Raw genomic sequence first — 23,896 nt, forward strand, 5'->3', positions numbered from 1 at the left:
TGGGGACGGCCGGACATCCTGGCCGGGACGGTCGGCGGACGCCGGCGCCGACGGAGGAGACCATGAGCACCCACGACGACGAGCGCGGCTCCGGCACGGACCCCCGGTACACGCCTCCGCAGCAGTACGGTCAGCCGCCCCACCAGTCCGGGCAGCCGTACGGGGGCCAGCAGTACCAGCCCTCCCCCTTCGGCCAGGGCCAGCCGCCCGGCCAGCCCGGGTACGCGCAGCAGTACGGCCAGCCGGGGTACCCCCAGCAGTACGGCCAGCCGGGCGGCTACAACCCGTACTCGCCGCAGGGCCAGTACGGGCAGTACGGCCAGTACGGGCAGACGGCGGTGCCCGCGCGCCCCACGCCGGTCGTGGTCGCCGCCGTCCTCGGCTTCGTCTTCGGCGCCTTCGGCGCGCTGATGTCCCTGGGCCTGCTCCTGGGCGGCGCGGTGTTCGGCACCGTCTTCGAGGACCTGGTCGCCAGCGACCCGGCCTTCGAGGACGTCGACACCGGCGGGGTCGACACCGGTCAGATCACCGGCGTGCTCGTGGTCCTGGGGATCCTCGCCCTGGTCTGGACCGTGCTCATGATCTGGGGCGCGGTGCGCGCGCTGACCGGTCGCAGCCGCGTGCTGCTGCTGGTGGGCGGGGCGATCGCCGTGGCGGTGACCGCGCTGTTCCTGGTCGGCGTCCTCTCGGGCGTGTCGACCGGCGGGGCCGGTGGCGGCGAGGTCGTCTTCTCCCTGCTGCTGTTCCTAGCGGCCCTGGCGATCGTCGTGCTGCTGTGCCTGCGGCCGGCCGCGCAGTACTTCGCCGCGCACCGCGCGCGGCGCGGCCGCTGACGCCGGGCCGGGGGCGCCCCGTGTCCCCGACCGACCGGGCCGGCACCCGACGGCCGCCGCACGTCCTCATGGCGGCGGTCGCCGGCTCGGTCGAGGCCTTCCTGCTGCTGCTGGCCGCCCTGCTCTACTTCACCTACAGCGCGTTCGGCCCGTGGCTGGCCGTCTTCGGTGCGGTGTTCCTCGGCCTGGCGATCGCCTGCGTCGTCGGCAGCGTGCTGGCGCTGCGCGGCCGGACGCCCCGCGTCCTGATGGTCGCCGCGGCGACGGCGGCCGCGATCGCCGTGGTCCTCATCGCGATCTCGGTCGCCGGCGGGGCGGGCTTCGACGCCTTCTCAGCGGCGGTCGTGCTGCTCGGCGTGGGACCCGTCGTCCTGCTGCTGCAGGCGCCGTCCCGGGAGTGGTTCGCCGCCTCCCGCGACCGATGAGCCGCCGGACGACGAGGCCCCCGCCGCCGATCGGCGGCGGGGGCCCGGAGGATGCCGTCGGCCCCGTCCCGGGCCCCGCCCTGAGCCTGCGAAGGGTGGGGAGGACGGGGTCCCCTCTCAGCTCCGTGCGGCGGTGCCGGTGTAGTCGTCGGACGTCGACACCCAGCTCATCAGGCCGCGCAGCTTGCGCCCGGTCTCCTCGATCGGGTGCGCCTCGGCCTCGGCCCGGCGGCGCTTGAAGTCCGGCGCACCGGCGTCCTGGTCGGCGATGAACTCCGCCGCCCACGAGCCGTCCTTGATCCGGGCCAGGACGTCCTTCATGGCGTCCTTGACGTGCTGGTCGATGACCTTCGGGCCGGAGGTGTAGTCGCCGTACTCGGCGGTGTCGGACACCGACCAGCGCTGCTTGGCGATGCCGCCCTCGTACATGAGGTCGACGATCAGCTTCAGCTCGTGCAGGCACTCGAAGTAGGCGATCTCGGGCTGGTAGCCGGCCTCGGTGAGGGTCTCGAACCCGGCGGTGATCAGCGCGCTGGCGCCGCCGCAGAGCACGGCCTGCTCGCCGAACAGGTCGGTCTCGGTCTCCTCGGCGAAGGTCGTCTTGATGACGCCGGCGCGGGCGCCGCCGATGGCCTTGGCGTAGGACAACGCCAGCTGCAGGGCCTGGCCGCTGGCGTCCTGCTCGACGGCGACCAGCGCCGGCACGCCCTTGCCGTTCTCGAACTCGCGGCGCACGAGGTGACCGGGGCCCTTGGGGGCGACCATGGCGACGTCGACGCCGGCCGGGGGCTTGATGTAGCCGAACCGGATGTTGAAGCCGTGGGCGAAGAACAGCGCGTCGCCGTCCTGCAGGTTGGGCTCGACCGACTCGGCGTACACCCTCCGCTGCACGTGGTCCGGGACCAGGATCATGATCAGGTCGGCCTCGGCGGCGGCGTCGGCCGGGGTCACGACCCGCAGCCCCTCGGCCTCGGCCTTGGGCCGGCTCTTGCTGCCCTCGGGCAGGCCGACGCGGACGTCGACGCCCGAGTCGCGCAGCGACAGCGCGTGGGCGTGGCCCTGGCTGCCGTAGCCGATGACGGCGACGGTGCGCCCCTGGATGATCGACAGGTCGGCGTCGTCGTCGTAGAAGATCTCGGCGGCCATGTGCTGTGCGGTTCCTTCCGGTGGTGTGGTGTGTGGCCCCTCTGCAGGGTCCCGCCGCGAGCCTGCGAGTGGCGGGGGCAGAGGGGTCCTTCTGCCTTCAGGCGGTGCGCTCGACCGGGCGCAAGGTACCGGCGCCGCTCATCGAGCGCGGACCCCGGCCCAGGGCGACCGTGCCCGACTGCGCCATCTCCTTGATGCCCAGCGGGGCGAGGACGGCGAGCAGGGCCTGGAGCTTGTCCGGCGTGCCGGTGGCCTCCAGGGTCACGGTGTCGGTGTTGACGTCGACGACGCGGGCGCGGAACAGCTCGGCGGTCTGCAGCACCTGGGTGCGGTCGGCCATCGGCGCGCGCACCTTGACCAGCAGCAGCTCGCGCTGGACGGCGGCCTCGGCCTCCAGCTCGACGATCTTGATGACCTCGACGAGCTTGTTCAGCTGCTTGGTGATCTGCTCCAGCGGCTGGCTCTCGGCGTCGGCGACGATCGTCATCCGGGACAGGTCCGGGTTCTCGGTCGGCCCGACGGCGAGGGACTCGATGTTGAAGCCGCGCCGGCTGAACAGCGCCGAGACGCGCGCCAGGACACCGGACTTGTTCTCGACCAGGACCGACAGGGTGTGGCGGGACATTGCTCAACTTCCTTTCAGGACCGACCGGCTCCGGGTGGCCCCCCAGGGTCCCCTCCCGAGCCTGCGAGGGGTGGGGAGGAGGGGGTCCTTCGCCGAGCGGTGGGGGAAGGGGGTCCTAGACCTGGCCGTCGCCGAAGACCGGGCGGACGTCCCGCGCGGCCAGGATGTCGTCGTTGCTGGCGCCCGCGGCCACCATCGGCCACACCTGGGCGTCGGCACCGACGATGAAGTCGATGACCACCGGGGCGTCGTCGATGGCCATCGCCTTCTCGATGACGGCGTCGACGTCGTCCTTGCTCTCGCAGCGCAGGCCGACGCAGCCCAGCGCCTCGGCCAGCGCCACGAAGTCGGGGATGCGCACCGGCGTGGGCCGGCCCTCGGCGTCGACCGGGTGCAGCTTGGTGTTGGAGTAGCGGCCCTCGTAGAAGAGGGTCTGCCACTGGCGGACCATGCCGAGGTTGCCGTTGTTGATGAGGGCGACCTTGACCGGGATCCCCTCGATGGCGCAGGTGGCCAGCTCCTGGTTGGTCATCTGGAAGCAGCCGTCGCCGTCGATGGCCCACACGGTGGTGTCCGGGCAGCCGTACTTGGCGCCCATCGCCGCGGGCACGGCGTAGCCCATCGTCCCGAGGCCGCCGCTGTTGAGCCACGTGCCGGGCTTCTCGTACTTGATGAACTGGGCGGCCCACATCTGGTGCTGGCCGACACCGGAGGCGTAGATCGCGTCCGGCCCGGCGATCGCGCCCAGCCGCTCGATGACGTACTGCGGCGACAGCGCGCCGTCCTCGGGCCAGTCGTAGCCGAGCGGGTACTTCTGGCGCCACTGGTCCAGCTGGGCCCACCAGGCGGACAGGTCGGGCGCGCGGCCGGCGTCGCGCTCGGCGCGCAGCGCGGTGACCAGCTCGGCGATGGTCTCCCGCGCGTCCCCGACGATGGGCACGTCGGCCTTGCGGTTCTTGCCGATCTCGGCCGGGTCGATGTCGGCGTGCACGACCTTGGCCCCGGGGGCGAACGACGACAGCTGGCCGGTGACCCGGTCGTCGAAGCGGGCGCCGAGGGCGACGAGCAGGTCGGCCTTCTGCAGCGCGGTGACCGCGGTGACGTTGCCGTGCATGCCGGGCATCCCGAGGTTCTGCGGGTGGCTGTCGGGGAACGCGCCGCGCGCCATGAGGGTGGTGACCACGGGGGCACCGGTGAGCTCGACCAGCTCGGCCAGCTCGGCGCTCGCCTGCGCCTTGATGACCCCACCACCGACGTAGAGCACCGGCCGGCGGGCGGCGGCGATCAGCGCGGCGGCCTCGCGGACCTGCTTGCCGTGCGGGCGGGTGGTCGGCTTGTAGCCGGGCAGGTCCAGCCGCGGCGGCCACGAGAAGTCGGTGGTGGCCTGCAGCGCGTCCTTGGAGATGTCGACCAGCACCGGCCCGGGGCGGCCGGTGGCGGCGAGGTGGAAGGCCTCGGCGATCCGCTGCGGGATCTCGGCGGCGTTGGTGACCAGGAAGTTGTGCTTGGTGATCGGCATCGTGATGCCGCGGATGTCGGCCTCCTGGAAGGCGTCCGTGCCGATCGCCGCACTCGGGACCTGACCGGTGATCGCCACGATCGGGACCGAGTCCATGTAGGCGTCGGCCAGCGGGGTCACCAGGTTGGTCGCGCCGGGGCCGGAGGTGGCCATGCAGACGCCGACCCGGCCGGTGGCCTGGGCGTAGCCCTGCGCGGCGTGCCCGGCGCCCTGCTCGTGCCGGACGAGCACGTGCCGCACCCTCGAGTCGAACAGCGGGTCGTAGGCGGGCAGGATCGCGCCGCCCGGGATGCCGAAGACGACCTCGACGCCGACCGCCTCGAGCGACCGCACGAGGCTCTGCGCCCCGGTGATGCCGGTGAGGGGCTCGGCGGCGGCCTCCTCGACCGAGCGGGCGGTGGTCTCGACCCCCGTCAGTGCCTCGGCGGCCTCGCGGGTGGCGGACCCACCCGGGGTGGTGCTGGTCATGGCGTCTCCTGGCCGTGCGTCTCGCTGGTCGGGCCTTGCTGGGCGCCCCGGGAACGGGGCCGTCGATCGGTGCCGTGCGGTGGTCGGCGGTACCTGCGGCGCGGGCCGGCGGCGTCGGAGGAGGTCGGGGCCCGCAAACGAAAGACCCCTCGTGCCTGCAGGCACAGAGGGGTCAGCGCGTCGGTCGGGAGGGACCGACGCGCTAGGCGATTACGAGGAGCAGGCAGGCCGGGCGCACACGGCCACTGTGCGCCTCGTCCAGGCCCGTCGTCAACCAGGCCGTCTCATTGAGTGGGAACGCGTGTCGTCAGACGTGGGACGGCGTGCGGTCGCCGTCCAGCGCGCCCCCGACTGGCCCGACGAGCACCGCGGCCAGGTCGGCGACCGGCACCGGGCGGCCGAGCAGGTGGCCCTGCAGGAACCGGCAGCCCAGCCGGCGCAGCGCCGCGAGCTGCCCGGGCGTCTCCACGCCCTCGGCGACGACGTCCATGCCGAGCGTGCGGCCCAGGTCGACGACGCTGGCGACGACGGCCGCCGCGCGCGGGTCGTGCTCGATGTGGGCCACGAAGTCACGGTCCATCTTGAGGACGTCGACGGGCAGCCGGGACAGCCGCGCCAGGGTGGAGTGGCCCGTGCCGAAGTCGTCGATGGAGATGACGCAGCCGGCCTCGCGGAGAGCGGCCAGCTCCCGCTCGACGCGGTCCTCGGCGTCGACGAGCACCGACTCGGTGATCTCCAGCATCAGCCGGGAGGCCGGCACGCCCGAGGCGGCGAGCGCCCGCGCCACGTCATCGGCCAGGCAGCCTGCCTGCAGGTGCCGCACGGAGACGTTCACCCCCAGCTTCAGGTCGTGCCCCTGCGCCAGCAGCGGCGCCAGGGCCGCGGTCGCGGCGCCGAGCACCCAGCGCTCCAGCGGCACGATCAGACCCTCGTCCTCGGCCACCCCGACGAACTCCTCCGGGGGGACGTCGCCCAGTTCGGCGTGCCGCCAGCGGACGAGGGCCTCCAGGCCGAGCACGCGGCCCTCCTCCACGCCGACGACCGGCTGGAGCGCCACCGACAGGCCGCCGTCGGCGATCGCGGCGGGCAGGTCCCGGGCCAGCCGGGCGCGCCGGTCGACGACCCGGTCCAGGGCCTCTCCGGTGGTCCGGACGCAGTTCTTGCCGGCGGCCTTGGCCGCCCGCAGCGCCAGATCGGCCCGCCGCACGGCCTCGGCGGGGTCCCCGCCGACGGGGAGCTCGGCGACGCCGACGCTGCCGGAGACGGGGAGAGCCAGCCCGCCGCGGCCACTGCCGTCGGGCGCCGGCGGCCGGTGGTCACGGTCGAGCAGCACGACCAGCCGCTCGGCGAGCACGGTGGCCTCGTCCCGGCCGGCGCACACCAGGACGGCGAACTCGTCACCGCCGAGCCGGGCGACGACGTCGTCCTCCCGCGCGGCCGCGCGCAGCGTCTCGGCCACCTCGCAGAGCAGCCGGTCGCCCTCGTCGTGGCCGGCGACGTCGTTCACCGCCTTGAAGCCGTCGAGGTCGACGAGCAGCAGGCAGCCGGGGGTGGTGCCGGCGGACACCTCGCCGAGCGCCGCCATGAAGCGGGCGCGGTTGGGCAGGCCGGTGAGGAAGTCGGTGTAGGCCATCCGCTCCAGCTCGCGCTGGGTCGAGCTGCGGTCGGTGACGTCGCGCAGGTGCAGCACCAGGCCGCCGCTGTCGCCGGCGCCGGACACCCCGGCGGGGGCGGCGCCGGAGGGGGCGGCCCCGGTGAGCTCGACGTCACGCCAGCCACCGCCGCGGGCGCGCAGCCGCGCGGTCGTGGGCAGCAGTCCCACCGTGGTGCCGCCGCGGACGGCCTGCGCGACCCGGGGGACGAGGTCGCGGTCTCCCTCGTCGAGCAGGTCGGCGAGCAGCCGCCCGGTGAGGTCGCGGTCGGTCCAGCCGAGCTGGGCCTCCACCGCACCCGAGGCCCAGCCGATGCGGCCGGTGCCGTCCAGGACGACGGTGACCGCGTCGCCGCTGTGCACCAGAGCGCGGAAGTACCCCTCGGTGCGCAGCAGGCGCCGGGTGAGCCGGTAGCCGTCGCCGGCCCACAGCACGGTGCGCAGCGAGGTGAGGACGACCAGCGCCGCTCCCCCGCCGGCCTCCACCGGGTCGATCCCCCGCCCGGCCAGCACGCCGGCGAGGAGCAGCAGCAGCACGGCCGAGGCCACGCCCGAGGCCAGCACCAGACCGCGCAGCGCGGCGATCGGCCGGTCGAGGTCCGGGGTCGTCGGCTCGCCGGGGTCCGACCGCACGGCCAGCACGCTCGCCGCCAGCATGGCCATCCAGGCCTGCTCGGTGACGGCGGTGGCGGCGGTGCTGCCCAGCGTCCGGCCGAGCGCACCGCCGATGGCGACGGCCGCCATCGCGACGGAGGCGGCGAGCAGCCAGACCGCTGCCCCGCGGCGCGCGCCGCGGACCCCGGTGACGGTGACCAGCCCGACGCCGACGAGGACGGCCCCGACTCCCGGGTAGCCGATGGCGATCAGCCCGTCGGCCGCGCCGTCGACACCGGTGAGCAGAGCGGCCAGCAGCACGTGGCCGGACACGGCGACCGCCAGCGTCGCGATGAGGCCGTCGAGCACCGTGCGCCAGCCGGGCCACCGGCGCGACCGCGGCGGCAGCAGCCGGAGCGCCGCCAGCACGGCGAGCGGCACCGCCAGCAGCATCGGCACGTCCTCGGCGCCGCCGAACTCCAGGTCCGCGCCGGCGCGGACGGTGGCGAGGACCTGGCCCACGGCCAGCAGGCCCAGCGCTCCCCCCAGCGCCCGCCACGGCCGCGCGGACCGGCCCGGCAGCCGGGCGGCGCCGCGCTCGGCCACGACCGCGGCCGCCCCGGAGCCGAGGGCCAGGCAGGCGGGGACGAGCACGGGCGCCAGCGGGGAGCGGGTCAGCTCCAGGACTGCCGTGGCCGCGGCGAGCAGTCCGAGCAGGACGAGGACCGGGCCCGCAGCTCGGACGGCGGGCATCAGCGGGACCCGACGAGGCCCGGCCAGAGCAGGCCGGCGCCCTCGTCGAGCATGCCGACGAGGTCGAGCAGGCGCATCGGCCGCGCCAGCAGGAAACCCTGCGCGAAGCCGCAGCCCGCGGCGCGCAGCGCGCCCAGCTGGGCCGGCGTCTCCACGCCCTCGGCGACGACGTCGAGACCCAACGCCCCGGCGATCGCCACGACGGACTCGCACAGCGCGCGGGCCTTCGGGTCGCGGTCGACGCGCAGCACGAACGCGTGGTCGAGCTTGAGCACGTCGATCGGCAGCCGGGTCAGGTGCGCCAGCGACGATCGGCCGGTGCCGAAGTCGTCGAGCGCCACGTGCACGCCCATGAGGCGCAGGGCCTCGATGTCGACGGTCACGTGCTCGCCCTCGGACATCAGCGTCGCCTCGGTGATCTCCAGGATCAGCCGCTCGGGCGCCAGCCCGGTCGCCTGCAGCACGGCGGCGACGTCGCGGACCAGGGTGCGCGCGGCGACGTGCGAGGCGGAGATGTTCACGCCCAGCCGCAGCGGTACGGGGCCGTGCGGGAGGGTCAGCACGGCCTCGGCGGCGGTCTCCAGCGCCCAGCGCTGCAGCTCGCCGATCACGCCGGCGCGCTCGGCGATCGGCACGAACTCCGCCGGCGGCACCTCACCGAGCCGGGGGTGCTGCCAGCGCAGCAGCGCCTCGACACCGGTGACCCGCCGCTCGCTCAGCGAGACCACCGGCTGGAAGAGCACCGAGAGCTCGCCGCGGTCCCAGGCGCCGGGCAGGTCCTCGCGCAGCTGGGCGCGCCGCTCGGCGGCGCTGCCCAGCGCCGGCCGGTACCGCAGCGCGGTGCCCGTGCCGGCGGCGGCCGCCGCCCGGACGGCGAGCTCGGCGCGGGTCATGAGGTCGGCGACCGACTCGGCGGCGGCCAGGTCCACCACGCCGATGCTGGCGCTGAGGTCGAAGAGCCCGGCGGCGGTGTCCAGTGGCTGCTCGATCACCGACAGGCAGCGGTCGGCCAGCAGGTCGACCGCGTGCGGTGCGCCCTCGGCCAGGACGGCGAAGGCGCCACCGCCCACCCGGCTGACCGCGTCGCAGCCGCGCACGGTGGCCCGCAGTCGTCGGCCGACCTCGACCAGCACCGCGGTGACGACGTCCCGACCGGCGTCCTCGCGCACCTCGTCGAGACCGTCGAGCTCGATCAGCAGCAGGCTGCGGCAGGTCGTCCCGGCCTCGGCGAGGGCCGCCTCGAGCCGCTGCTCGAAGCCGGCCCGGTTCGGCAGGGCGGTGACGGGGTCGGTGAACGCGACCTGCTCGAGCGCCTGCTCGCGCGCGACCCGCTCGGTGGTGTCGCGGCAGTGCAGCACGACGGCGCCCACGACGGTGTCCGAGCGCAGGTCGGTGAAGCCGGCCTCCAGGTGCCGCCAGGTGCCGTCGGCGTGCCGCAGCCGCAGCCGCAGCTCACCGGGGGGCGTCGCGTCCCCGGCCGCCGGCAGGAGGGCCCGGGCCACGGGCAGCGCGTCCTCGGGGTGCACCAGTTCGAGCAGGTCGGCGCCCACCGGCACCGCGGTGGGGCTGCCGAGCGTCGTCCCCAGGGTCGCCGAGGACCAGGTGACCCGCAGGTCGCCGTCGAGGACGAGGACGGCGTCGCTGCTGGCGGCGACCAGGGAGCGGAAGTACGCCTCGCTGCGCCGCAGCCGGGCGCCGAGGAGCTGCTCGTCGCGGGCGGTCAGCCAGCGGTGCAGCACGGCGAGCACGGCGCACAGCGAGCCCCCGACGGCGATCACCGGGCTGATCCGGTGACCGGTCAGCGACACCGCGGCCGCCCCGAAGCAGGCGACCGTCATGGCCAGGTGCGGCAGCAGCTGGCGCAGGTGCGTGGAGCGGCCGGTCCGCGGCCGCGGGGAGGCGTCCGGGCACGGGCCCGGATCGAGCAGGACGGCGGCGCCGAGCAGCACCAGCCCGCCGGCGACGAGGAAGCGGCCGACGTCGCCGACGGCGTGCTCCTCCGTCAGCATCGCCGAGGTGCCCAGCGCCCGGCCGGGGGCGAGCAGCGCCGTCGCGGCCAGCAGCACCAGCGCCATGGGCTGGCGGCGGCTCTCGATGACGCCCAGGAGGAGGACGGCGGCGGCCACCGTGGCCGAGGTGACGACGACGGCCGCGGCGAGGACGACACGCCCGCTCGGCTCGAGGTCCAGCCAGCTGACCTCGGGGCCGAGCACCAGCACCTGCACGACGAGCACGCAGGCGATGAGGAAGAGGGTGAGCTCGACGGCCGGGCGGGCTCCGCCCCGCAGCCTCGAGGGGGCGACGAGGGTGAGGATGCCGAGGACGGCGAGCACGTAGCCGGGGACGGTGGGCAGCCAGCGCAGGGCCACCTGCTCCAGCGGGGAGTCCGGTGCCGCGGCCGTGACCGCGACCAGGCCGACCACCGGCATCAGCGGGGCCGGGGCGAACAGCCGCCAGCCCCGCCACCCGGACTGCTTCGACCGCCCGGCGGTCCACAGCACGGCCGCGGTGGCGATGCCGAGTGCGCCGAGGGCGAGGTCGCCGACGTGTCCCGGGCCCGGCGTGCTCGCGGACACCGCACAGGCGGTCCCCACGGGCACGGTGCTCCCGAGGAACCACCACCTCAGTCTGTCCACACCTGCTCAGTCGGCAGGCAGCCGGGGCGACGACAGGGGGACGGACCCGGTGCTCACCCCTCCGGGTGACGGCCTCGCGCCCGCCTCCCTCGCCGGGCCCCGCCACCGCCCCCGTCCGGAGGCTCACCCCGAGCGTGCGAGGGGTGGGAGGGACGGGGTCCTCCTCCGAGCGGTGGGGAGGAGGGGCGGCCCCCTTCCAGGGTCCCGCCGCGAGCCTGCGAGGGGTGGGTGGAAGGGGGCCCTTCGATCAGCCGCAGACCGCGCCCTGCGCCGCCGAGCTCACCAGCTTGGCGTACTTGCCGAGGACGCCGGTGGTGTAGCGCGGGGGCAGCGGCGTCCACCCGGCCCGGCGGCGGGCCAGCTCGTCCTCATCGACCAGCAGGTCGAGGGTGCGGGCGGCGAGGTCCAGCCGGATGCGGTCGCCGTCCTGCACGAACGCGATCGGGCCGCCGTCGGTGGCCTCGGGCGCGACGTGACCGACGCACAGGCCCGTCGTCCCGCCGGAGAACCGGCCGTCGGTGAGCAGCAGGACGTCCTTGCCCAGGCCCGCGCCCTTGATGGCGCCGGTGACGGCGAGCATCTCGCGCATCCCCGGCCCGCCCCGGGGGCCCTCGTAGCGGATCACCACGACGTCGCCGGCCTTCAGCGTGCCGTCGGTGACGGCGTCCATGGCGCCCTGCTCGCCGTCGAAGACGCGCGCGGTGCCCTCGAAGACGTCGGCGTCGAAGCCGGCCGACTTCACCACCGCGCCGTCCGGGGAGAGGGAGCCGCGCAGGATCGTCAGGCCGCCGGTCCGGTGGATCGGGTTGTCCATGGCATGGACGATCGTGCCGTCCAGGTCCGGCGGGGCGATCTCGGCGAGGTTCTCGGCCATCGTCTTCCCGGTCACGGTCAGGACGTCGCCGTGCAGCAGGCCGGCGTCGAGCAGCGCCCGCAGCACGACCGGGACGCCGCCGACGCGGTCGATGTCGGTCATGACGAACCGGCCGAAGGGCTTCACGTCGGCCAGGTGCGGGGTGCGGTCGCCGATCCGGTTGAAGTCCTCGAGGGTGAGGTCGACCTGGGCCTCGTGCGCGATGGCCAGCAGGTGCAGCACGGCGTTGGTCGAGCCCCCCAGCGCCATGACCACGGTGATGGCGTTCTCGAACGCCTCCCGGGTCATGATCTGCCGGGCGGTGATCCCCTGGCGCAGCAGGTTGACCACGGCCTCGCCGGAGGCGATCGCGACGGCGTCGCGGCGGCTGTCCGGCGCCGGCGGCGCGGCGCTGCCGGGCAGCGCCATCCCCAGCGCCTCGGCGACGCTGGCCATCGTGTTGGCGGTGTACATCCCGCCGCAGGAGCCCTCGCCGGGGCAGGCTGCCTTCTCGATGGCGTCCAGCTCCTCACGGCTGATGAGCCCGCGGGCGCAGGCGCCGACGCCCTCGAAGACGTCGATGATCGTCAGGTTGTCCCGGTCGCCGAGCCGTCCGGGCAGGATCGAGCCGGAGTAGACGAAGACACTGGCCAGGTCCAGGCGGGCGGCGGCCATCAGCATGCCCGGCAGCGACTTGTCGCAGCCGGCGAGCAGGACGGTGCCGTCGAGCCGCTCGGCGAAGACCACCGTCTCCACCGAGTCGGCGATGACCTCGCGGGAGACGAGCGAGGCGCGCATGCCCTCGTGGCCCATCGAGATGCCGTCGGAGACGGAGATGGTGCCGAACTCCAGCGGGTAGCCGCCGGCGGCGTGCACGCCCTCCTTGGCCCGCTTGGCCAGCCGGTCCAGCGAGAGGTTGCACGGGGTGATCTCGTTCCAGGACGAGGCGACGCCGATCTGCGGCTTCTCCCAGTCGTCGTCACCCATGCCGACCGCACGCAGCATCGCCCGCGCCGGGGCCTTGGCGATGCCGTCGGTCACCTCGTAGCTGCGCGGCTTGAGGGGGCTGTGCGTCGCACTGTGGGACTCGTGTCCCGGGATGAGGTCCTCGCCGATGGTCACGTCCGGCGACTCTAGGCCGATCCGCCCGATCCGCCGAGGGAGCGTCGACACTGGTACCGACACCACCACCGATCGGTGAGGAGCCGCCGTGTCCGCCACCGCCCGGCGCGAGCTGGCCGAGTTCCTCCGCTCCCGCCGTCGCCAGGTCGACCCCCGGGTCGCCGGGGTGCCCACCGGCGGTCCGCGGCGCACGCCGGGGCTGCGCCGGGAGGAGGTCGCGCTGCTCTCCGGCGTGAGCCACACCTGGTACACGTGGCTCGAGCAGGGCCGCGACATCCGGCCGTCCCGGCAGGTGGTCGACGCGCTGGCCCGCACGCTGCGGATGTCACCGGCCGAGCACGAGTACGTGCTGCGGCTGACCGGGCACGGCGGCACCGCCCCGGCGGGCGCGGCCGAGGGCATGCCGGCCCACGTGCAGCGGCTGCTCGACGCGCTGGGCCCCTCCCCCGCGTACGCGATCACCGCCGACTGGACCATCGTCGGCTGGAACCGCGCCTACGAGCGGCTCTACCCGGGGGTGGCCGCCGTGCTCCCGGCCGAGCGGAACCTGCTGTGGCTGGTGTTCACCGACCCCGCCGTCCGTTCCCTGCTGGCCGACTGGGCCGGCGACAGCCGCCGCTTCCTCACCCAGTTCCGCGCCGAGGTGGGCCCGCGGCTGGCCGACCCGGAGGTGGTCGACCTGGTGGCCCGGCTGGAGGCGGCCAGCCCGCACTTCCGCACCGGCTGGGCCAGCCACGACGTGGACCGGTTCAGCTCCTCGGAGCGGCGCTTCGAGCACCCGCGGGTGGGGACGCTGCTGCTGGAGCACCACCAGCTCACGCCCGCCGACGCACCGGGCCTGCAGCTGGTCGTCTACACCGCAGCCGAGGGCGGGGACGCCGCCGACCGGCTGGCGCGGCTGTCGGCCTGAGCCGGTCTGGGAGGATGTGGAGACGTGGCGACAGCGCGTCTGCGGATGAACCGGGTGGCGCTGCTGCCGGTCGTCCTCCTCGTGGTCTGCGTCCTGCCCCTGGCGTTCGCCGCCGGGTGGACGCTGGTCTTCCTGCTGGTCCCCGCCCTGGCCGCGGCGTACGTGCTGCGGACCGGTGTGGACGTCGGCGACGGCGGCGTCACGGTGCGCTCGCTGGCCGGCTCGCGCGCGGTGCCGTGGGGCGACGTGGCCGGCATCCGCGTCGGTGAGCGCGGCGACCTCTGGCTGGTGACCGTCCGCGGCACCGAGCTGCGGCTGCCGGTGCTGCGCGCCCGCGACCTGCCGTGGCTGGCCGCCGTCTCCGGTGGCCGCATCCCCGCGCCGGGCCCCGCATGACGGGCACCGAGCGCCCGACCAGCCGTCAGACCGGGTGGACCTCGACGAGACAGTCCAGGCCGGCGAAGTCGCCCGGGTTGCGCGTCGCGACCGCGAGACGATTCGCGCGAGCCACCGCGGCGATGAGCAGATCGAACTGCCGCCGCCGCGGCTGTCGCCCGGACCGGCGGACCGCCGTGACGATCTCACCGAAGGCGCGTGCCGCTGCTGCGTCGACCGGGATCGGGTCGTAGAGGGCTTCGACCTCCTGCAGGTGCCGCTGGCGTCGGGCGCGCTCGGCGTCGTCGTCGGTGACCAGCGGACCGGCGGCGAGCTCGGCCAGGGTCACGACGCTGATCGCCGTCGTCTCGGGGAGAGCCGCGACCACGGCGGGGTCGGGGAGGTCGATGACGACGGAGGTGTCGAGCAGCCACGGGGGTCCCGCCGCTCCCGACGCAGGACTCAGAGGTCGGCCCACGGGTCGGCCACGTCGTCGAGGTCGGCGCGGTACCGCGCCGCGTCCAGAGGATCGAGCCGGCGCGCCACCTCGGCCAGCCGGTCCCGGTGCACGACGCGCTGCCGACCAGCCGGGAGCGGGCGCAGTTCGGCGACGGGCACCCCGTTGCGGGTCACGACGAAGGTCTCGCCGGCCTCCACCCTCCGGATGACCTCGGCGTTGTCGTTCCTCAGCTCCCGCTGGGCGATCTCGGCCACGGGCCGACTGTAGCACCGGATGCTACAGCGGATGTCCCAGCCCCTGCGGACCCATCGCTCCCAGTGCGCGCACGTACTGTGCGAAGGGTGAGCCGGCAGCGCGCGCGACGGGGACGGAGCCTGGCTGCCGCCCTGCTGGCCGTCGTCCTGGCCGGGTGCGGCAGCGACGGCTACGAGCCCGCCGGCCCCTTCCGCCCGCAGCCGGAGGGCCCGCCACCGCAGGTCGGCCCGCCCACGGAGTCCTCGCAGGCGCCCGCCCCGGGTGACCCCGCCGACCCCGAGTCCGAGGAGGAGGCCGGCGACCCGAACGTGGTGGCCTCCGACCTGACCGTGCCCACCGGGCTGGTGGTGCTGCCCGACGGCAGCGCGGTCGTCGGCGAGCGCGAGACCGGGCGGCTGCTGCAGGTCTTCCCCGACCGCTCCCCCGCCCGCGAGCTCATGACCGTCGGGGGCATCGACACCGCCGGGGACGGCGGCCTGCTCGGTCTGGCCATCTCGCCGACCTTCACCGAGGACGGGCTCTTCTACGCCTACGTCTCGACGGCGACCGACAACCGGGTGGTCCGCTTCCCGATGGGCGGCACCCCCAACCCCGTGCTCACCGGCATCCCGCGCGGCGAGACGCACAACGGCGGCGGGCTGGTCTTCGCCCCCGACGGCACGCTGTTCGTCGGCACCGGCGACACCGGCGACCCGCGCCTGGCCCAGGACCCCGCCTCGCTGGCCGGCAAGGTGCTGCACGTCGACGTCTTCGGCCGCCCGGTGGGCGCCGGCCCCGTGCACAGCACCGGCCACTCCGACGTGACCGCGCTGTGCCTGGGCGGCGAGCAGGCGCTCTACGCCACCGACGACTCCGCGCAGGGGCCCGACGAGCTCGACGCCGTCCCCGAGGGCAGCGACGCCGGCTGGCCCACGGCGGGCCCGGACAGCACCGACCCGGTCGTGGAGTTCGACCCCGCGGAAGGCGGTCTGGCCGGCTGCGCGGTCGCCGGGCGCACCGTCTTCCTCGGGGCGCTGGACGGCCGGCGCATCCACACGGTGCAGCTCGACAGCCGCGGCGCGGTCGCCGAGGAGCCCGGGGAGTTCCTCACCGACCGGTACGGCCGGCTGCGCACCGTCGTCCTCGACGGCGAGGGCGCGCTGTGGATCACGACGTCCAACGAGGACGGCGTCGGCAGCCCGGCCGAGGACGACGACCGCGTGCTGCGCGTCTTCCCGCCGGGCGGGGCCTCCGACTCGCCGCTGTAGGAGCCCCTCGACGACCATGGCGCCGTGACCACCCTCGCGGTGGACGAGGTGGTCACGGCGCCGCGATCGCGGGGGTCAGCTCCCGACCACGCGCTCCTCGAGCATGCGCTTCACGGTCGCGGCGTCGGCCTTGCCGCGGGTGGCCTTCATGACGGCGCCGACCAGCGCACCGAGGGCCTGCACCTTGCCGCCCCGGACCTTGGCGACGACGTCGGGCGCCCCGGCGATCGCGGCCTCCACGGCGGCGACCAGCTCGTCGGACTCCCCCATCACCGCCAGGCCGCGGGCCTCGACGACCTGCGCCGGGTCCCCCTCGCCGGCCAGCACGCCGTCGAGCGCCTGACGGGCCAGCTGGTCGTTGACCGTGCCCTCGGCCACCAGGCGGGTGAGCTCGGCGACCTGACGCGGGGTGACGGCGAGCTCGCCGAGCTCCATCCCGGCGTCGTTGGCCCGGCGGGCCAGCTCGCCCAGCCACCACTTGCGGGCGTCGGCCGGCGTCGCGCCGGCCGCGACGGTGGCGTCGACCAGGCCGAGGGCGCCGGCGTTGACCAGCCAGGCCATCTCGGTGGCCGACAGGCCCCACTCCTCCTGCAGCCGCGCGCGACGGGCGGCGGGCAGCTCGGGCAGCTCGGCGGCCAGCTTCTCGACCCACTCGGCGTCCGGCGCGACCGGCACCAGGTCGGGCTCGGGGAAGTACCGGTAGTCGGTCGCCTCCTCCTTGCTCCGGCCCGGCGAGGTGCTGCCGCTGTCCTCGTGGAAGTGCCGAGTCTCCTGCAGCACGCGTCCTCCGGCGTCCAGGACCGCGGCCTGGCGGCGCATCTCGTACCGGACCGCCCGCTCGACGCTGCGCAGCGAGTTGACGTTCTTGGTCTCGGTGCGGGTGCCCCACTCGAGGCTGCCGACCGGTGCCAGCGAGGTGTTCACGTCGCAGCGCAGGCTGCCCTGCTCCATCCGGACGTCGGAGGCCCCGAGGGTCTGGATGATGTCGCGCAGCTCGGTGACGTAGGCGCGGGCGACCTCGGGGGCCTTGGCTCCGGCGCCCGGGACGGGCCGGGTGACGATCTCGACCAGCGGGATGCCGGCCCGGTTGAAGTCGACCAGCGAGTGCGAGGCGCCGTGGATGCGCCCGGTGGCCCCGCCGACGTGCAGGTTCTTGCCGGTGTCCTCCTCGAGGTGCACCCGCTCGATCTCCACGCGGTACGTCTCGCCGTCCACCTCGACGTCCAGGTGCCCGGCGGTGCACAGCGGCTCGTCGTACTGGCTGGTCTGGAAGCCCTTGGGGATGTCCGGGTAGAAGTAGTTCTTCCGGGCGAAGCGGCACCACGAGGCGATCCGGCAGCCCAGCGCCAGCCCGATGCGGATGGTCGCCTCGATGGCGGCGGCGTTGGCCACCGGCAGCGAGCCCGGCAGGCCCAGGCAGACCGGGCAGGTCTGGGTGTTGGGCTCGGCACCGAAGGTCGTGGCGCAGCCGCAGAACATCTTCGACGCGGTGCCCAGCTCGACGTGGGTCTCCAGGCCGATGACCGGCTCGTAGCGGGTGAGGAGCTCGTCGTAGTCCACGAGTCGGTCCGTGCCGTGGGAGGACGGGGCCTGCGCGGTGGTCATGAGGGGTCGTTCTCCTTGCGGACGGAGCGGCCGGTCAGCACGGCGCCGACGGCGGTGAGCACGCCCAGGACGAGGAAGACGGCGAAGAAGGCCTCGCCGGTGAGGATCCAGCCGACCAGGCCCACGAGGACGACGAACGCGGTGAGGCCCCAGGCGGCCTTGAGCGCACCGTTCACGCCGGCGCCTCCGTCCGGTCGGTGAGCTGGTCGAGGAACCGGGAGCCGCGGGCGGCATCCAGCGCCGCCTCGACCGCGGCGGCGACCCGGTAGCAGCGGTCGTCGGCCAGGGCCGGGGCCATGACCTGGAAGCCGACCGGCAGCCCCTCGGACAGCCCGCACGGCACCGAGATCGCCGGCAGCCCGGCGAGGCTGGCCGGCAGGGTGCACAGGTCGGCGGCGTACATCGCCAGCGGGTCGTCGACGCGCGCGCCGATCGGCCAGGCGACCGTCGGGCTGGTCGGGCTCACGAGCACGTCGACGTCGTCGAACGCGGCGGTGAAGTCGCGGGTGATCAGCGTGCGGACCTTCTGCGCCTGCCCGTAGTAGGCGTCGTAGTAGCCGGCCGACAGGGCGTAGGTGCCGAGCACGATCCGCCGCTTCACCTCGGGCCCGAAGCCCTGCTCGCGGGTCAGCGACATGACCTCCTCGAGGGAGCGGCTGCCGTCGTCCCCCACCCGCAGGCCGAAGCGCATGCCCTCGAAGCGGGCGAGGTTGGACGACGCCTCGCTGGGCGCGATCAGGTAGTAGGCCGGCAGCGCCAGGTCGAACGCCGGGCAGGACACCTCGCGCACCTCGGCGCCCATGCCCGCCAGCAGCTCGACGGTCTCCCGCACGCGCTCCAGGACGCCGGCGTCGTAGCCCTCGGCGTGCCCGTCGCCGCCGAGCTCGCGGACGACGCCCACGCGCAGGCCGGCCAGCTCGCCGCGGGCCCCCTCCCGCACGGCCTTGGTCAGCACCGGTGCGGGGGCGTCGATGCTGGTGGAGTCGCACCGGTCGTGCCCGCCGATCGCCTCGTGCAGGACGGCGGCGTCGAGCACGGTGCGCGCCATCGGGCCGGCCTGGTCGAGGCTGGAGGAGAACGCGATCAGGCCGTAGCGGGAGACCCCGCCGTAGGTGGGCTTGTGCCCGACCAGCCCGGTCATCGCGGCCGGCTGGCGGATCGAGCCGCCGGTGTCGGTGCCCAGCGCCCACGGGGCCAGCCCGCCGGCGACCGCGGTCGACGACCCGCCCGAGGAGCCGCCGGGGATCCGGTCGGGGTCCCACGGGTTGCGGGTCGGGCGGTAGGCGGAGTTCTCGGTGGAGGAGCCCATCGCGAACTCGTCCATGTTCGTCTTGCCCAGCAGCACCGTGCCGGCCGCCTTGAGCCTCGCTGCGACGGTCGCGTCGTACGGCGGGCGCCAGCCCTCGAGGATCTTCGAGCCACTGGTCGTGGGCACGCCCTGGGTGACGAAGACGTCCTTGAGCGCCACCGGCAGGCCGGCCAGCGAGCCGAGCTCCTCACCCTCGGCGCGGGCGACGTCGACCTCGGCGGCGCGGGCCAGCGCGGCCTCGGCGTCGACGTGCAGGTAGGCGCCGAGGACGTCGTCCTGCGCGGCGATCCGGTCGAGGTAGGCCTGCGTCAGCTCCACCGAGCTGGTCTCGCCGGCGGCCAGCCGGCGGCCGAGCTCGGCGGCGTCCAGGGTCGTCAGGTCGGTGTCCATCGGGGTGCTCACTCGCCCTCCTCGCTGGCGCTCGTCGGCCGCCTTCGCGGTGCTGCTCTGCCTGCTCGATGAGCTCGCGAGCTCGCTCACTCCTCCTCCCCCAGGATCTGCGGCACGCGGAAGCGGTCGTCCTCGGCCGCCGGGGCCTCCGCGAGGACGACGTCCCGCGGCAGGCTCGGGGTGACGACGTCCTCGCGGGTGACGTTGGTCAGCGGCACCGCGTGGGTCATCGGGGGGACGTCCTCGACGTCGGCCTTGCCGACCTCGGCGACCGCGTCGAGCACCGCGGACAGCTGCCCGGCGAAGTGGTCGAGCTCCTCGTCGGTGAGGGCGAGCCGGGCCAGCCGGGCCAGGTGCGCGACGTCGTCGCGCCCGAGTCCGGCGGTGACCTCGCGGCCGAGCGCGGCGGGTGCCTGCGACTCGGCCGTCTCCTGCGGGGAGGGGGTGCTCATGCTGGGGCGGGACTCTCCTCGGTCGGCACCCGACGGGCGCTCGTCACCACGTTCGGAACCCCGCCACTGTACGTGCCGGGCCGTCCGCGCCGGTCGGCCGGAGGCAGCTCCGGGGAGGTCGCTCGACCCGCGGGTGGTCGATGGGGGAAGCTGACGCCGCCCGCGATCGACGGAGATCGGCCCGACCCTCGAGCACGGAGGAACCGTGTCCTATCTCCTGCGGCTGGTCGTGCCCGACCGCCCCGGCATCCTCGGCGCCGTCGCCACGGCGCTGGGCGGGGCGGGCGTCGACATCGTCTCCGTCGACGTCCTGGAGCGAGGTGGCGGCGTCGCCGTCGACGACATCCTCGTGGACCTGCCCGCAGGCCGGGTGCCCGACAGCCTGATCACCGCCGCGCGGTCGGTGCCGGGGGTGCAGGTCGAGTCGCTGCGCCCTTTTGCCGGCCCCCTCGACATGCACCGCGAGCTCGAGCTGCTGGAGGCGCTCGCCCGGGCGGCCGAGGGCACCGCCGCGAAGCTGCTCGCCGCCGAGCTGCCGCGGGTGTTCCACAGCGGCTGGGCCGTCGTCCTCCGCGGCGCGCAGCGGTGTCCCTGCGAGGTGCTCGCCGCCTCCGAGGCTGCGCCGACGTTCGACGAGATGACCCTGCCCTGGCTGCCGATGTCCGCGCCACAGCTCCTGCCGAGCGAGGCGGAGTGGCTTCCCGAGCGGTGGCGGGAGATGGCCATCGAGATGATGGCCACCCCCTTCGGCGACCCCGGGACGGCGGTGGTCATCGGTCGCTCCGGAGGGCCGGCGTTCCGCCGCTCGGAGCTGCTGCGGCTGGTGCACCTCGCCGGCATCGCCGCGAGCGTCGCCCACCTGCCCCCGGCCTGAGGAAGGGCCCACCTGCCCCCGCCGTTCGCAGGCTCGCGGCGGACCCCTGCAGGAGGGCCATCGGTGCGGACACCGCCGCACGGCCGGCGGTCAGGTTGCGGCGGGCTCGCTGCCGTCGCCGATCGTGGCGACGGCGCGGGCCGCGTCCGGCCCCTCCTCGAGCAGCACCCGGAAGCCGTCGTCGTCCAGGATCGGCGCCTTGACCTGCACCGCCTTGTCGTACTTGCTGCCCGGGTCGGCCCCGACGACGACGAACCCGGTCTTCTTGCTGACCGAGCCGGTGACCTTGCCGCCGCGCTCCTGGATCGCGGCGATCGCCTGGTCGCGGCTGTGGTCGCGCAGCGAGCCGGTGACGACGACGGTGACCCCGGTGAGCGGCCCCGGTCCGTCGCCCTCCCCCTCGTCGGCCATCCGCACCCCGGCGGCCCGCCACTTCTCGACCACCTCGCGGTGCCAGTCGACGGTGAACCAGTCCTTGACCGAGCGGGCGATCGTGGGCCCCACGCCGTCAGCGGCGGCCAGCTCCTCCTCGGATGCCTCGGCGATCCGGTCCAGCGAGCGGAAGTCGCGGGCCAGGGCCTGCGCCGCCGTCGGGCCGACGTGCCGGATGGAGAGCGCGACCAGCACCCGCCACAGCGGCACGTCCTTGCGGGTCTGCAGGTTGGTCAGCAGCTTGCGCCCGTTGGCCGAGAGGTCGCCGTCCTTCCTGGTGAAGAACGCGGTGCGGCACAGCGCCGCCTCGTCGAGGAAGAACAGGTCGCCCTCGTCCTGCAGCAAACCGCTCTGCAGCAGCGCGATCGCCGCCTCGTAGCCCAGGTTCTCGATGTCGAACGCCCCCCGGCCGGCCACGTGGAAGACGCGCTCCCGCAGCTGCGCGGGGCAGGACCGGGCGTTCGGGCAGCGGATGTCGGCGTCGCCCTCCTTCTCCGGCCGCAGCTCCGTGCCGCACTCCGGGCAGTGCGTCGGCATCACGAACTCGCGCTCGTCGCCGGTGCGCGCGGCGACGACGGGACCGAGGACCTCGGGGATCACGTCGCCGGCCTTGCGGATGACGACGGTGTCGCCGATCAGCACGCCCTTGCGCTTGACCTCGCTGGCGTTGTGCAGCGTGGCCAGCTGCACCGTCGACCCGGCGACCTTCACCGGCTCCATGTACGCGAACGGCGTCACCCGCCCGGTGCGCCCCACGTTGACCCGGATGTCGAGCAGCTTGGTGGTGGCCTCCTCCGGCGGGTACTTGAAGGCGATCGCCCACCGCGGCGCGCGAGAGGTCGAGCCCAGCCGCCGCTGCAGCGCCACCTGGTCGACCTTGACCACCACGCCGTCGATCTCGTGCTCCACGGAGTGCCGCTGCTCGCGGTACCGCTCGATGTAGGCCCACACGCCCTCGAGGTCGTCGAGCACCTCGAACCGGTCGCTGACCGGCAGGCCCAGCTCGCGCAGCCGGGTGTAGGCCTCCGATTGCCGCTCGGGCGAGAACCCCTCGCGGGCACCGAGGCCGTGCACCACCAGGCGCAGCGGCCGGGAGGCGGTGATCCGCGGGTCCTTCTGGCGCAGGGACCCCGCGGCCGCGTTGCGCGGGTTGGCGAACGGCGCCTTGCCCTGCTCGACCATGCCCGCGTTGACGTCGGCGAAGGCGGCGACCGGGAAGTAGATCTCGCCGCGCACCTCGAGCAGCGGCGGGACGGTGCCGTCGTCCGGGTCGCCGGTGAGCTGCTGCGGGACGTCGTCCATCGTGCGCACGTTGGCGGTGACGTCCTCCCCCGTGACGCCGTCCCCCCGGGTGGCCGCGCGCACCAGCCGGCCGCGCTCGTAGACCAGGTCGACCGCGACGCCGTCGACCTTCAGCTCGCACAGGTAGACCGCCGCGGAGCCGACCTCCCGCTCGACGCGGGCGGCCCAGGCCGACAGCTCGTCGCCGGAGAACGCGTTGTCCAGGCTCTGCATCCGCTCCAGGTGCCGCACCGGGGCGAACGTGGCGGTGAAGCCGCCGTTGACCTTCTGGCTCGGCGAGTCCGGCGTGACGAGCGCCGGGTGGGCGGCCTCGATCACCTTGAGCTCGCCCATGAGCTCGTCGTACTGGCCGTCGCTGACCAGCGGCGCGTCCTGGACGTAGTAGGCGAACGCGTAGCGGTCGAGCTCCTCGGACAGGTCGCGGTGCCGGGTCCGCGCCTCGTCGGGGACCTCGGTGACGTCCTCCCGCTCGGCGGCGGCCTCCACCCGTGGGGCGTCGGCCAGCGGCTGGTCCAGCTCGGCGTCGGTGGTCACGGCGGAACGGTAACCGGCGGGTACGACCGCGAACCGACGGTCACCCAGCTGTGTGCATCACTCGGGCAGCAGGTACCGCGCCACCTCGCGGACGTGGGACATCGCCGCGCGCGCGTAGCCGGGTGTCGCACCGGCCAGGCCGCAGGACGGCGTGAGCGTGACGGCCTCGTGCAGCTCGTCGGCGGGGAAGCCGAGCTCGCGCCACCACGCCTGCAGCCGCGACGCGGTCGCCCTCGGCGCGGGCAGCGGGGCGTCGGTGCCCGGGACGACGCCCGGGAACAGGTGGGTGCCGGCCTCGACGGCGGTGCCGAGCGCGTCGAGGTCCTGCACGAGCCCGAGGTCGAAGGAGACGGCGTCCGCCCCCGCGGCGTGGAGGAGCCCCAGCGGCGCGCGGTCGGCGCAGCAGTGCACCACCACGGGGCCGGGCAGCGCGTCGACGACGGCGGCGAGCTCCTGCTCCGCCACCGGCGCGTCGACGGCGGGCAGCCTCCCCCACCCGCTCGCGGTGGGCAGCGCGCCGGCGAGGACGGCGGGCAGCGACGGCTCGTCCAGCTGCACGACCACCTGTGCACCCGGTACCCGCGCGGACACGGCGGCGACGTGCGCGGCGAGGCCCTCGGTGAGCGACTGGGCGAGGTCCCGGCGCGCACCCGGGTCGACGACGGCGCGGTCACCGCGGGTGCGCTCCAGGCCGGCGGCCAGCGTCCACGGGCCGGTGGCCTGCACCTTGAACGGCCCGGTGTAGCCCCCGGCGACGTCGTACAGCGCGTCGAGGTCGCGGGCCAGCAGCTCCCCGGCCCGGCGCTGGTCCATCCCCGGCCGCGGCACCAGCCGCCAGCCCGCGGGCGTCAGCTCGACCGCGAGGTCCACGAGCAGCGCGGCGCTGCGCCCGACGAGGTCCGCGCCGGGGCCGCGGCCGGGCAGCTCCGGCAGGTGCGCGAACTCGGGCAGCTCGCCGGTGACCACCCGCAGCGCCTCGACCGGGTCGGTGCCGGGCAGCGAGCCGACCCCGGTGGCCGGACCCCACGACGGGCGCGCGGGCGCCGGCTCCTCCTCGGTGGACGGGTCGACCGGTGGGACGGGGTCGATCGGTGGGGTCACGGCGGCGACGGTAGTCCGCGCGTCG

20 protein-coding genes are annotated in these 23,896 nt (G+C 75.1%); 6 read left to right on the forward strand and 14 right to left on the reverse strand.

The genetic code is table 11. The annotated features are described in order from the left end of the window. Nucleotides 1-62: 62 nt before the first annotated feature. Nucleotides 63-833, forward strand: coding sequence for a hypothetical protein (locus tag BLS21_RS00670; RefSeq protein ID WP_091212540.1), 771 nt, complete (start codon nucleotides 63-65; stop codon nucleotides 831-833). A gap of 20 nt (nucleotides 834-853) precedes the next feature. Then, nucleotides 854-1,258 (forward strand): hypothetical protein, encoded by a 405-nt coding sequence (locus tag BLS21_RS00675; protein ID WP_091212542.1) that lies wholly within the window; start codon nucleotides 854-856, stop codon nucleotides 1,256-1,258. Nucleotides 1,259-1,375: 117 nt separating this feature from the next. On the opposite strand, the gene ilvC is transcribed toward BLS21_RS00675, so the two are convergent. The 6 genes from ilvC to ilvD form a co-directional block, all read right to left on the reverse strand. Beyond that, nucleotides 1,376-2,404: a ketol-acid reductoisomerase gene (ilvC, locus tag BLS21_RS00680; RefSeq protein ID WP_091212545.1), complete on the reverse strand. Its 1,029-nt coding sequence runs from the start codon at nucleotides 2,402-2,404 to the stop codon at nucleotides 1,376-1,378. 97 nt (nucleotides 2,405-2,501) lie between these two features. After that, on the reverse strand, nucleotides 2,502-3,029 hold the full coding sequence (gene ilvN, locus BLS21_RS00685) for an acetolactate synthase small subunit (protein WP_091212547.1): 528 nt from the start codon (nucleotides 3,027-3,029) through the stop codon (nucleotides 2,502-2,504). A 115-nt stretch (nucleotides 3,030-3,144) separates the two neighbouring features. Next, the gene (locus tag BLS21_RS00690) at nucleotides 3,145-5,016 is read right to left on the reverse strand and encodes an acetolactate synthase large subunit (RefSeq protein WP_091212550.1); all 1,872 of its coding nucleotides are present in this window, start codon (nucleotides 5,014-5,016) and stop codon (nucleotides 3,145-3,147) included. Nucleotides 5,017-5,323: 307 nt separating this feature from the next. Continuing rightward, nucleotides 5,324-8,014 carry a putative bifunctional diguanylate cyclase/phosphodiesterase gene (locus tag BLS21_RS00695; protein WP_091212552.1) on the reverse strand — a complete coding sequence of 897 codons (2,691 nt, stop codon included), beginning with the start codon at nucleotides 8,012-8,014 and terminating at the stop codon, nucleotides 5,324-5,326. Further along, a complete protein-coding gene (locus tag BLS21_RS00700; protein ID WP_091212554.1) occupies nucleotides 8,014-10,590 on the reverse strand; it encodes a putative bifunctional diguanylate cyclase/phosphodiesterase in 2,577 nt (858 codons plus the stop codon). Before BLS21_RS00700 ends, BLS21_RS00695 begins: the two co-directional genes overlap by 1 nt. Nucleotides 10,591-10,897: 307 nt before the next feature. After that, on the reverse strand, nucleotides 10,898-12,625 hold the full coding sequence (ilvD, locus tag BLS21_RS00705) for a dihydroxy-acid dehydratase (protein ID WP_091212557.1): 1,728 nt from the start codon (nucleotides 12,623-12,625) through the stop codon (nucleotides 10,898-10,900). Nucleotides 12,626-12,713: 88 nt separating this feature from the next. On the opposite strand from ilvD, the gene BLS21_RS00710 reads away from it, so the two are divergent. Next, nucleotides 12,714-13,535: a helix-turn-helix transcriptional regulator gene (locus BLS21_RS00710; RefSeq protein ID WP_091212559.1), complete on the forward strand. Its 822-nt coding sequence runs from the start codon at nucleotides 12,714-12,716 to the stop codon at nucleotides 13,533-13,535. A 24-nt stretch (nucleotides 13,536-13,559) separates the two neighbouring features. Continuing rightward, a complete protein-coding gene (locus BLS21_RS00715) occupies nucleotides 13,560-13,931 on the forward strand; it encodes a PH domain-containing protein (protein ID WP_091212562.1) in 372 nt (123 codons plus the stop codon). Between the two features lie 25 nt (nucleotides 13,932-13,956). Here BLS21_RS00715 and BLS21_RS00720 read toward each other — a convergent pair whose 3' ends face one another. After that, entirely contained in the window at nucleotides 13,957-14,388 is a 432-nt protein-coding gene (locus BLS21_RS00720; RefSeq protein ID WP_245699877.1) for a PIN domain-containing protein, read from the reverse strand. Further along, nucleotides 14,373-14,624, reverse strand: coding sequence for a type II toxin-antitoxin system Phd/YefM family antitoxin (locus BLS21_RS00725; protein ID WP_091212565.1), 252 nt, complete (start codon nucleotides 14,622-14,624; stop codon nucleotides 14,373-14,375). Before BLS21_RS00725 ends, BLS21_RS00720 begins: the two co-directional genes overlap by 16 nt. Before the next feature lie 87 nt (nucleotides 14,625-14,711). Here BLS21_RS00725 and BLS21_RS00730 point away from each other — a divergent pair, with 87 nt between their 5' ends. Next, complete coding sequence (locus BLS21_RS00730) at nucleotides 14,712-15,872, forward strand: PQQ-dependent sugar dehydrogenase (RefSeq protein WP_091212567.1); 1,161 nt, start codon at nucleotides 14,712-14,714, stop codon at nucleotides 15,870-15,872. A gap of 75 nt (nucleotides 15,873-15,947) precedes the next feature. On the opposite strand, the gene gatB is transcribed toward BLS21_RS00730, so the two are convergent. From gatB to gatC, 4 genes are all read right to left on the reverse strand, one after another. After that, nucleotides 15,948-17,477, reverse strand: coding sequence for an Asp-tRNA(Asn)/Glu-tRNA(Gln) amidotransferase subunit GatB (gatB, locus tag BLS21_RS00735; RefSeq protein ID WP_091212570.1), 1,530 nt, complete (start codon nucleotides 17,475-17,477; stop codon nucleotides 15,948-15,950). Further along, nucleotides 17,474-17,653 (reverse strand): hypothetical protein, encoded by a 180-nt coding sequence (locus BLS21_RS00740; RefSeq protein WP_091212573.1) that lies wholly within the window; start codon nucleotides 17,651-17,653, stop codon nucleotides 17,474-17,476. Before BLS21_RS00740 ends, gatB begins: the two co-directional genes overlap by 4 nt. After that, nucleotides 17,650-19,188, reverse strand: coding sequence for an Asp-tRNA(Asn)/Glu-tRNA(Gln) amidotransferase subunit GatA (gene gatA / locus BLS21_RS00745; RefSeq protein WP_245699879.1), 1,539 nt, complete (start codon nucleotides 19,186-19,188; stop codon nucleotides 17,650-17,652). The genes BLS21_RS00740 and gatA overlap by 4 nt, the downstream gene beginning before the upstream one ends. Before the next feature lie 74 nt (nucleotides 19,189-19,262). Continuing rightward, the gene (gene gatC, locus BLS21_RS00750) at nucleotides 19,263-19,628 is read right to left on the reverse strand and encodes an Asp-tRNA(Asn)/Glu-tRNA(Gln) amidotransferase subunit GatC (protein WP_091212576.1); all 366 of its coding nucleotides are present in this window, start codon (nucleotides 19,626-19,628) and stop codon (nucleotides 19,263-19,265) included. Between the two features lie 205 nt (nucleotides 19,629-19,833). Here gatC and BLS21_RS00755 point away from each other — a divergent pair, with 205 nt between their 5' ends. Beyond that, a complete protein-coding gene (locus BLS21_RS00755; RefSeq protein ID WP_091212579.1) occupies nucleotides 19,834-20,502 on the forward strand; it encodes an ACT domain-containing protein in 669 nt (222 codons plus the stop codon). Between the two features lie 90 nt (nucleotides 20,503-20,592). On the opposite strand, the gene ligA is transcribed toward BLS21_RS00755, so the two are convergent. Continuing rightward, nucleotides 20,593-22,770, reverse strand: a complete 2,178-nt coding sequence (gene ligA / locus BLS21_RS00760; RefSeq protein ID WP_091212581.1) for an NAD-dependent DNA ligase LigA — start codon at nucleotides 22,768-22,770, stop codon at nucleotides 20,593-20,595. A 57-nt stretch (nucleotides 22,771-22,827) separates the two neighbouring features. Then, nucleotides 22,828-23,871 carry a methionine synthase gene (locus BLS21_RS00765; RefSeq protein ID WP_091212584.1) on the reverse strand — a complete coding sequence of 348 codons (1,044 nt, stop codon included), beginning with the start codon at nucleotides 23,869-23,871 and terminating at the stop codon, nucleotides 22,828-22,830. Nucleotides 23,872-23,896 lie beyond the last annotated feature (25 nt).

Origin of the sequence: Geodermatophilus siccatus (assembly GCF_900103785.1) — a bacterium.
In the GTDB taxonomy this organism is placed as follows: domain Bacteria; phylum Actinomycetota; class Actinomycetes; order Mycobacteriales; family Geodermatophilaceae; genus Geodermatophilus; species Geodermatophilus siccatus.

Coding starts and splice junctions, on each gene's coding strand:
- gatC (WP_091212576.1), bottom strand. CDS start 19,628: ATGAGCACCCCCTCCCCGCAGGAGACGGCCGAGTCGCAGGCACCCGCC.
- gatB (WP_091212570.1), bottom strand. CDS start 17,477: ATGACCACCGCGCAGGCCCCGTCCTCCCACGGCACGGACCGACTCGTG.
- ilvN (WP_091212547.1), bottom strand. CDS start 3,029: ATGTCCCGCCACACCCTGTCGGTCCTGGTCGAGAACAAGTCCGGTGTC.
- BLS21_RS00670 (WP_091212540.1), top strand. CDS start 63: ATGAGCACCCACGACGACGAGCGCGGCTCCGGCACGGACCCCCGGTAC.
- BLS21_RS00690 (WP_091212550.1), bottom strand. CDS start 5,016: ATGACCAGCACCACCCCGGGTGGGTCCGCCACCCGCGAGGCCGCCGAG.
- ilvC (WP_091212545.1), bottom strand. CDS start 2,404: ATGGCCGCCGAGATCTTCTACGACGACGACGCCGACCTGTCGATCATC.
- BLS21_RS00695 (WP_091212552.1), bottom strand. CDS start 8,014: ATGCCCGCCGTCCGAGCTGCGGGCCCGGTCCTCGTCCTGCTCGGACTG.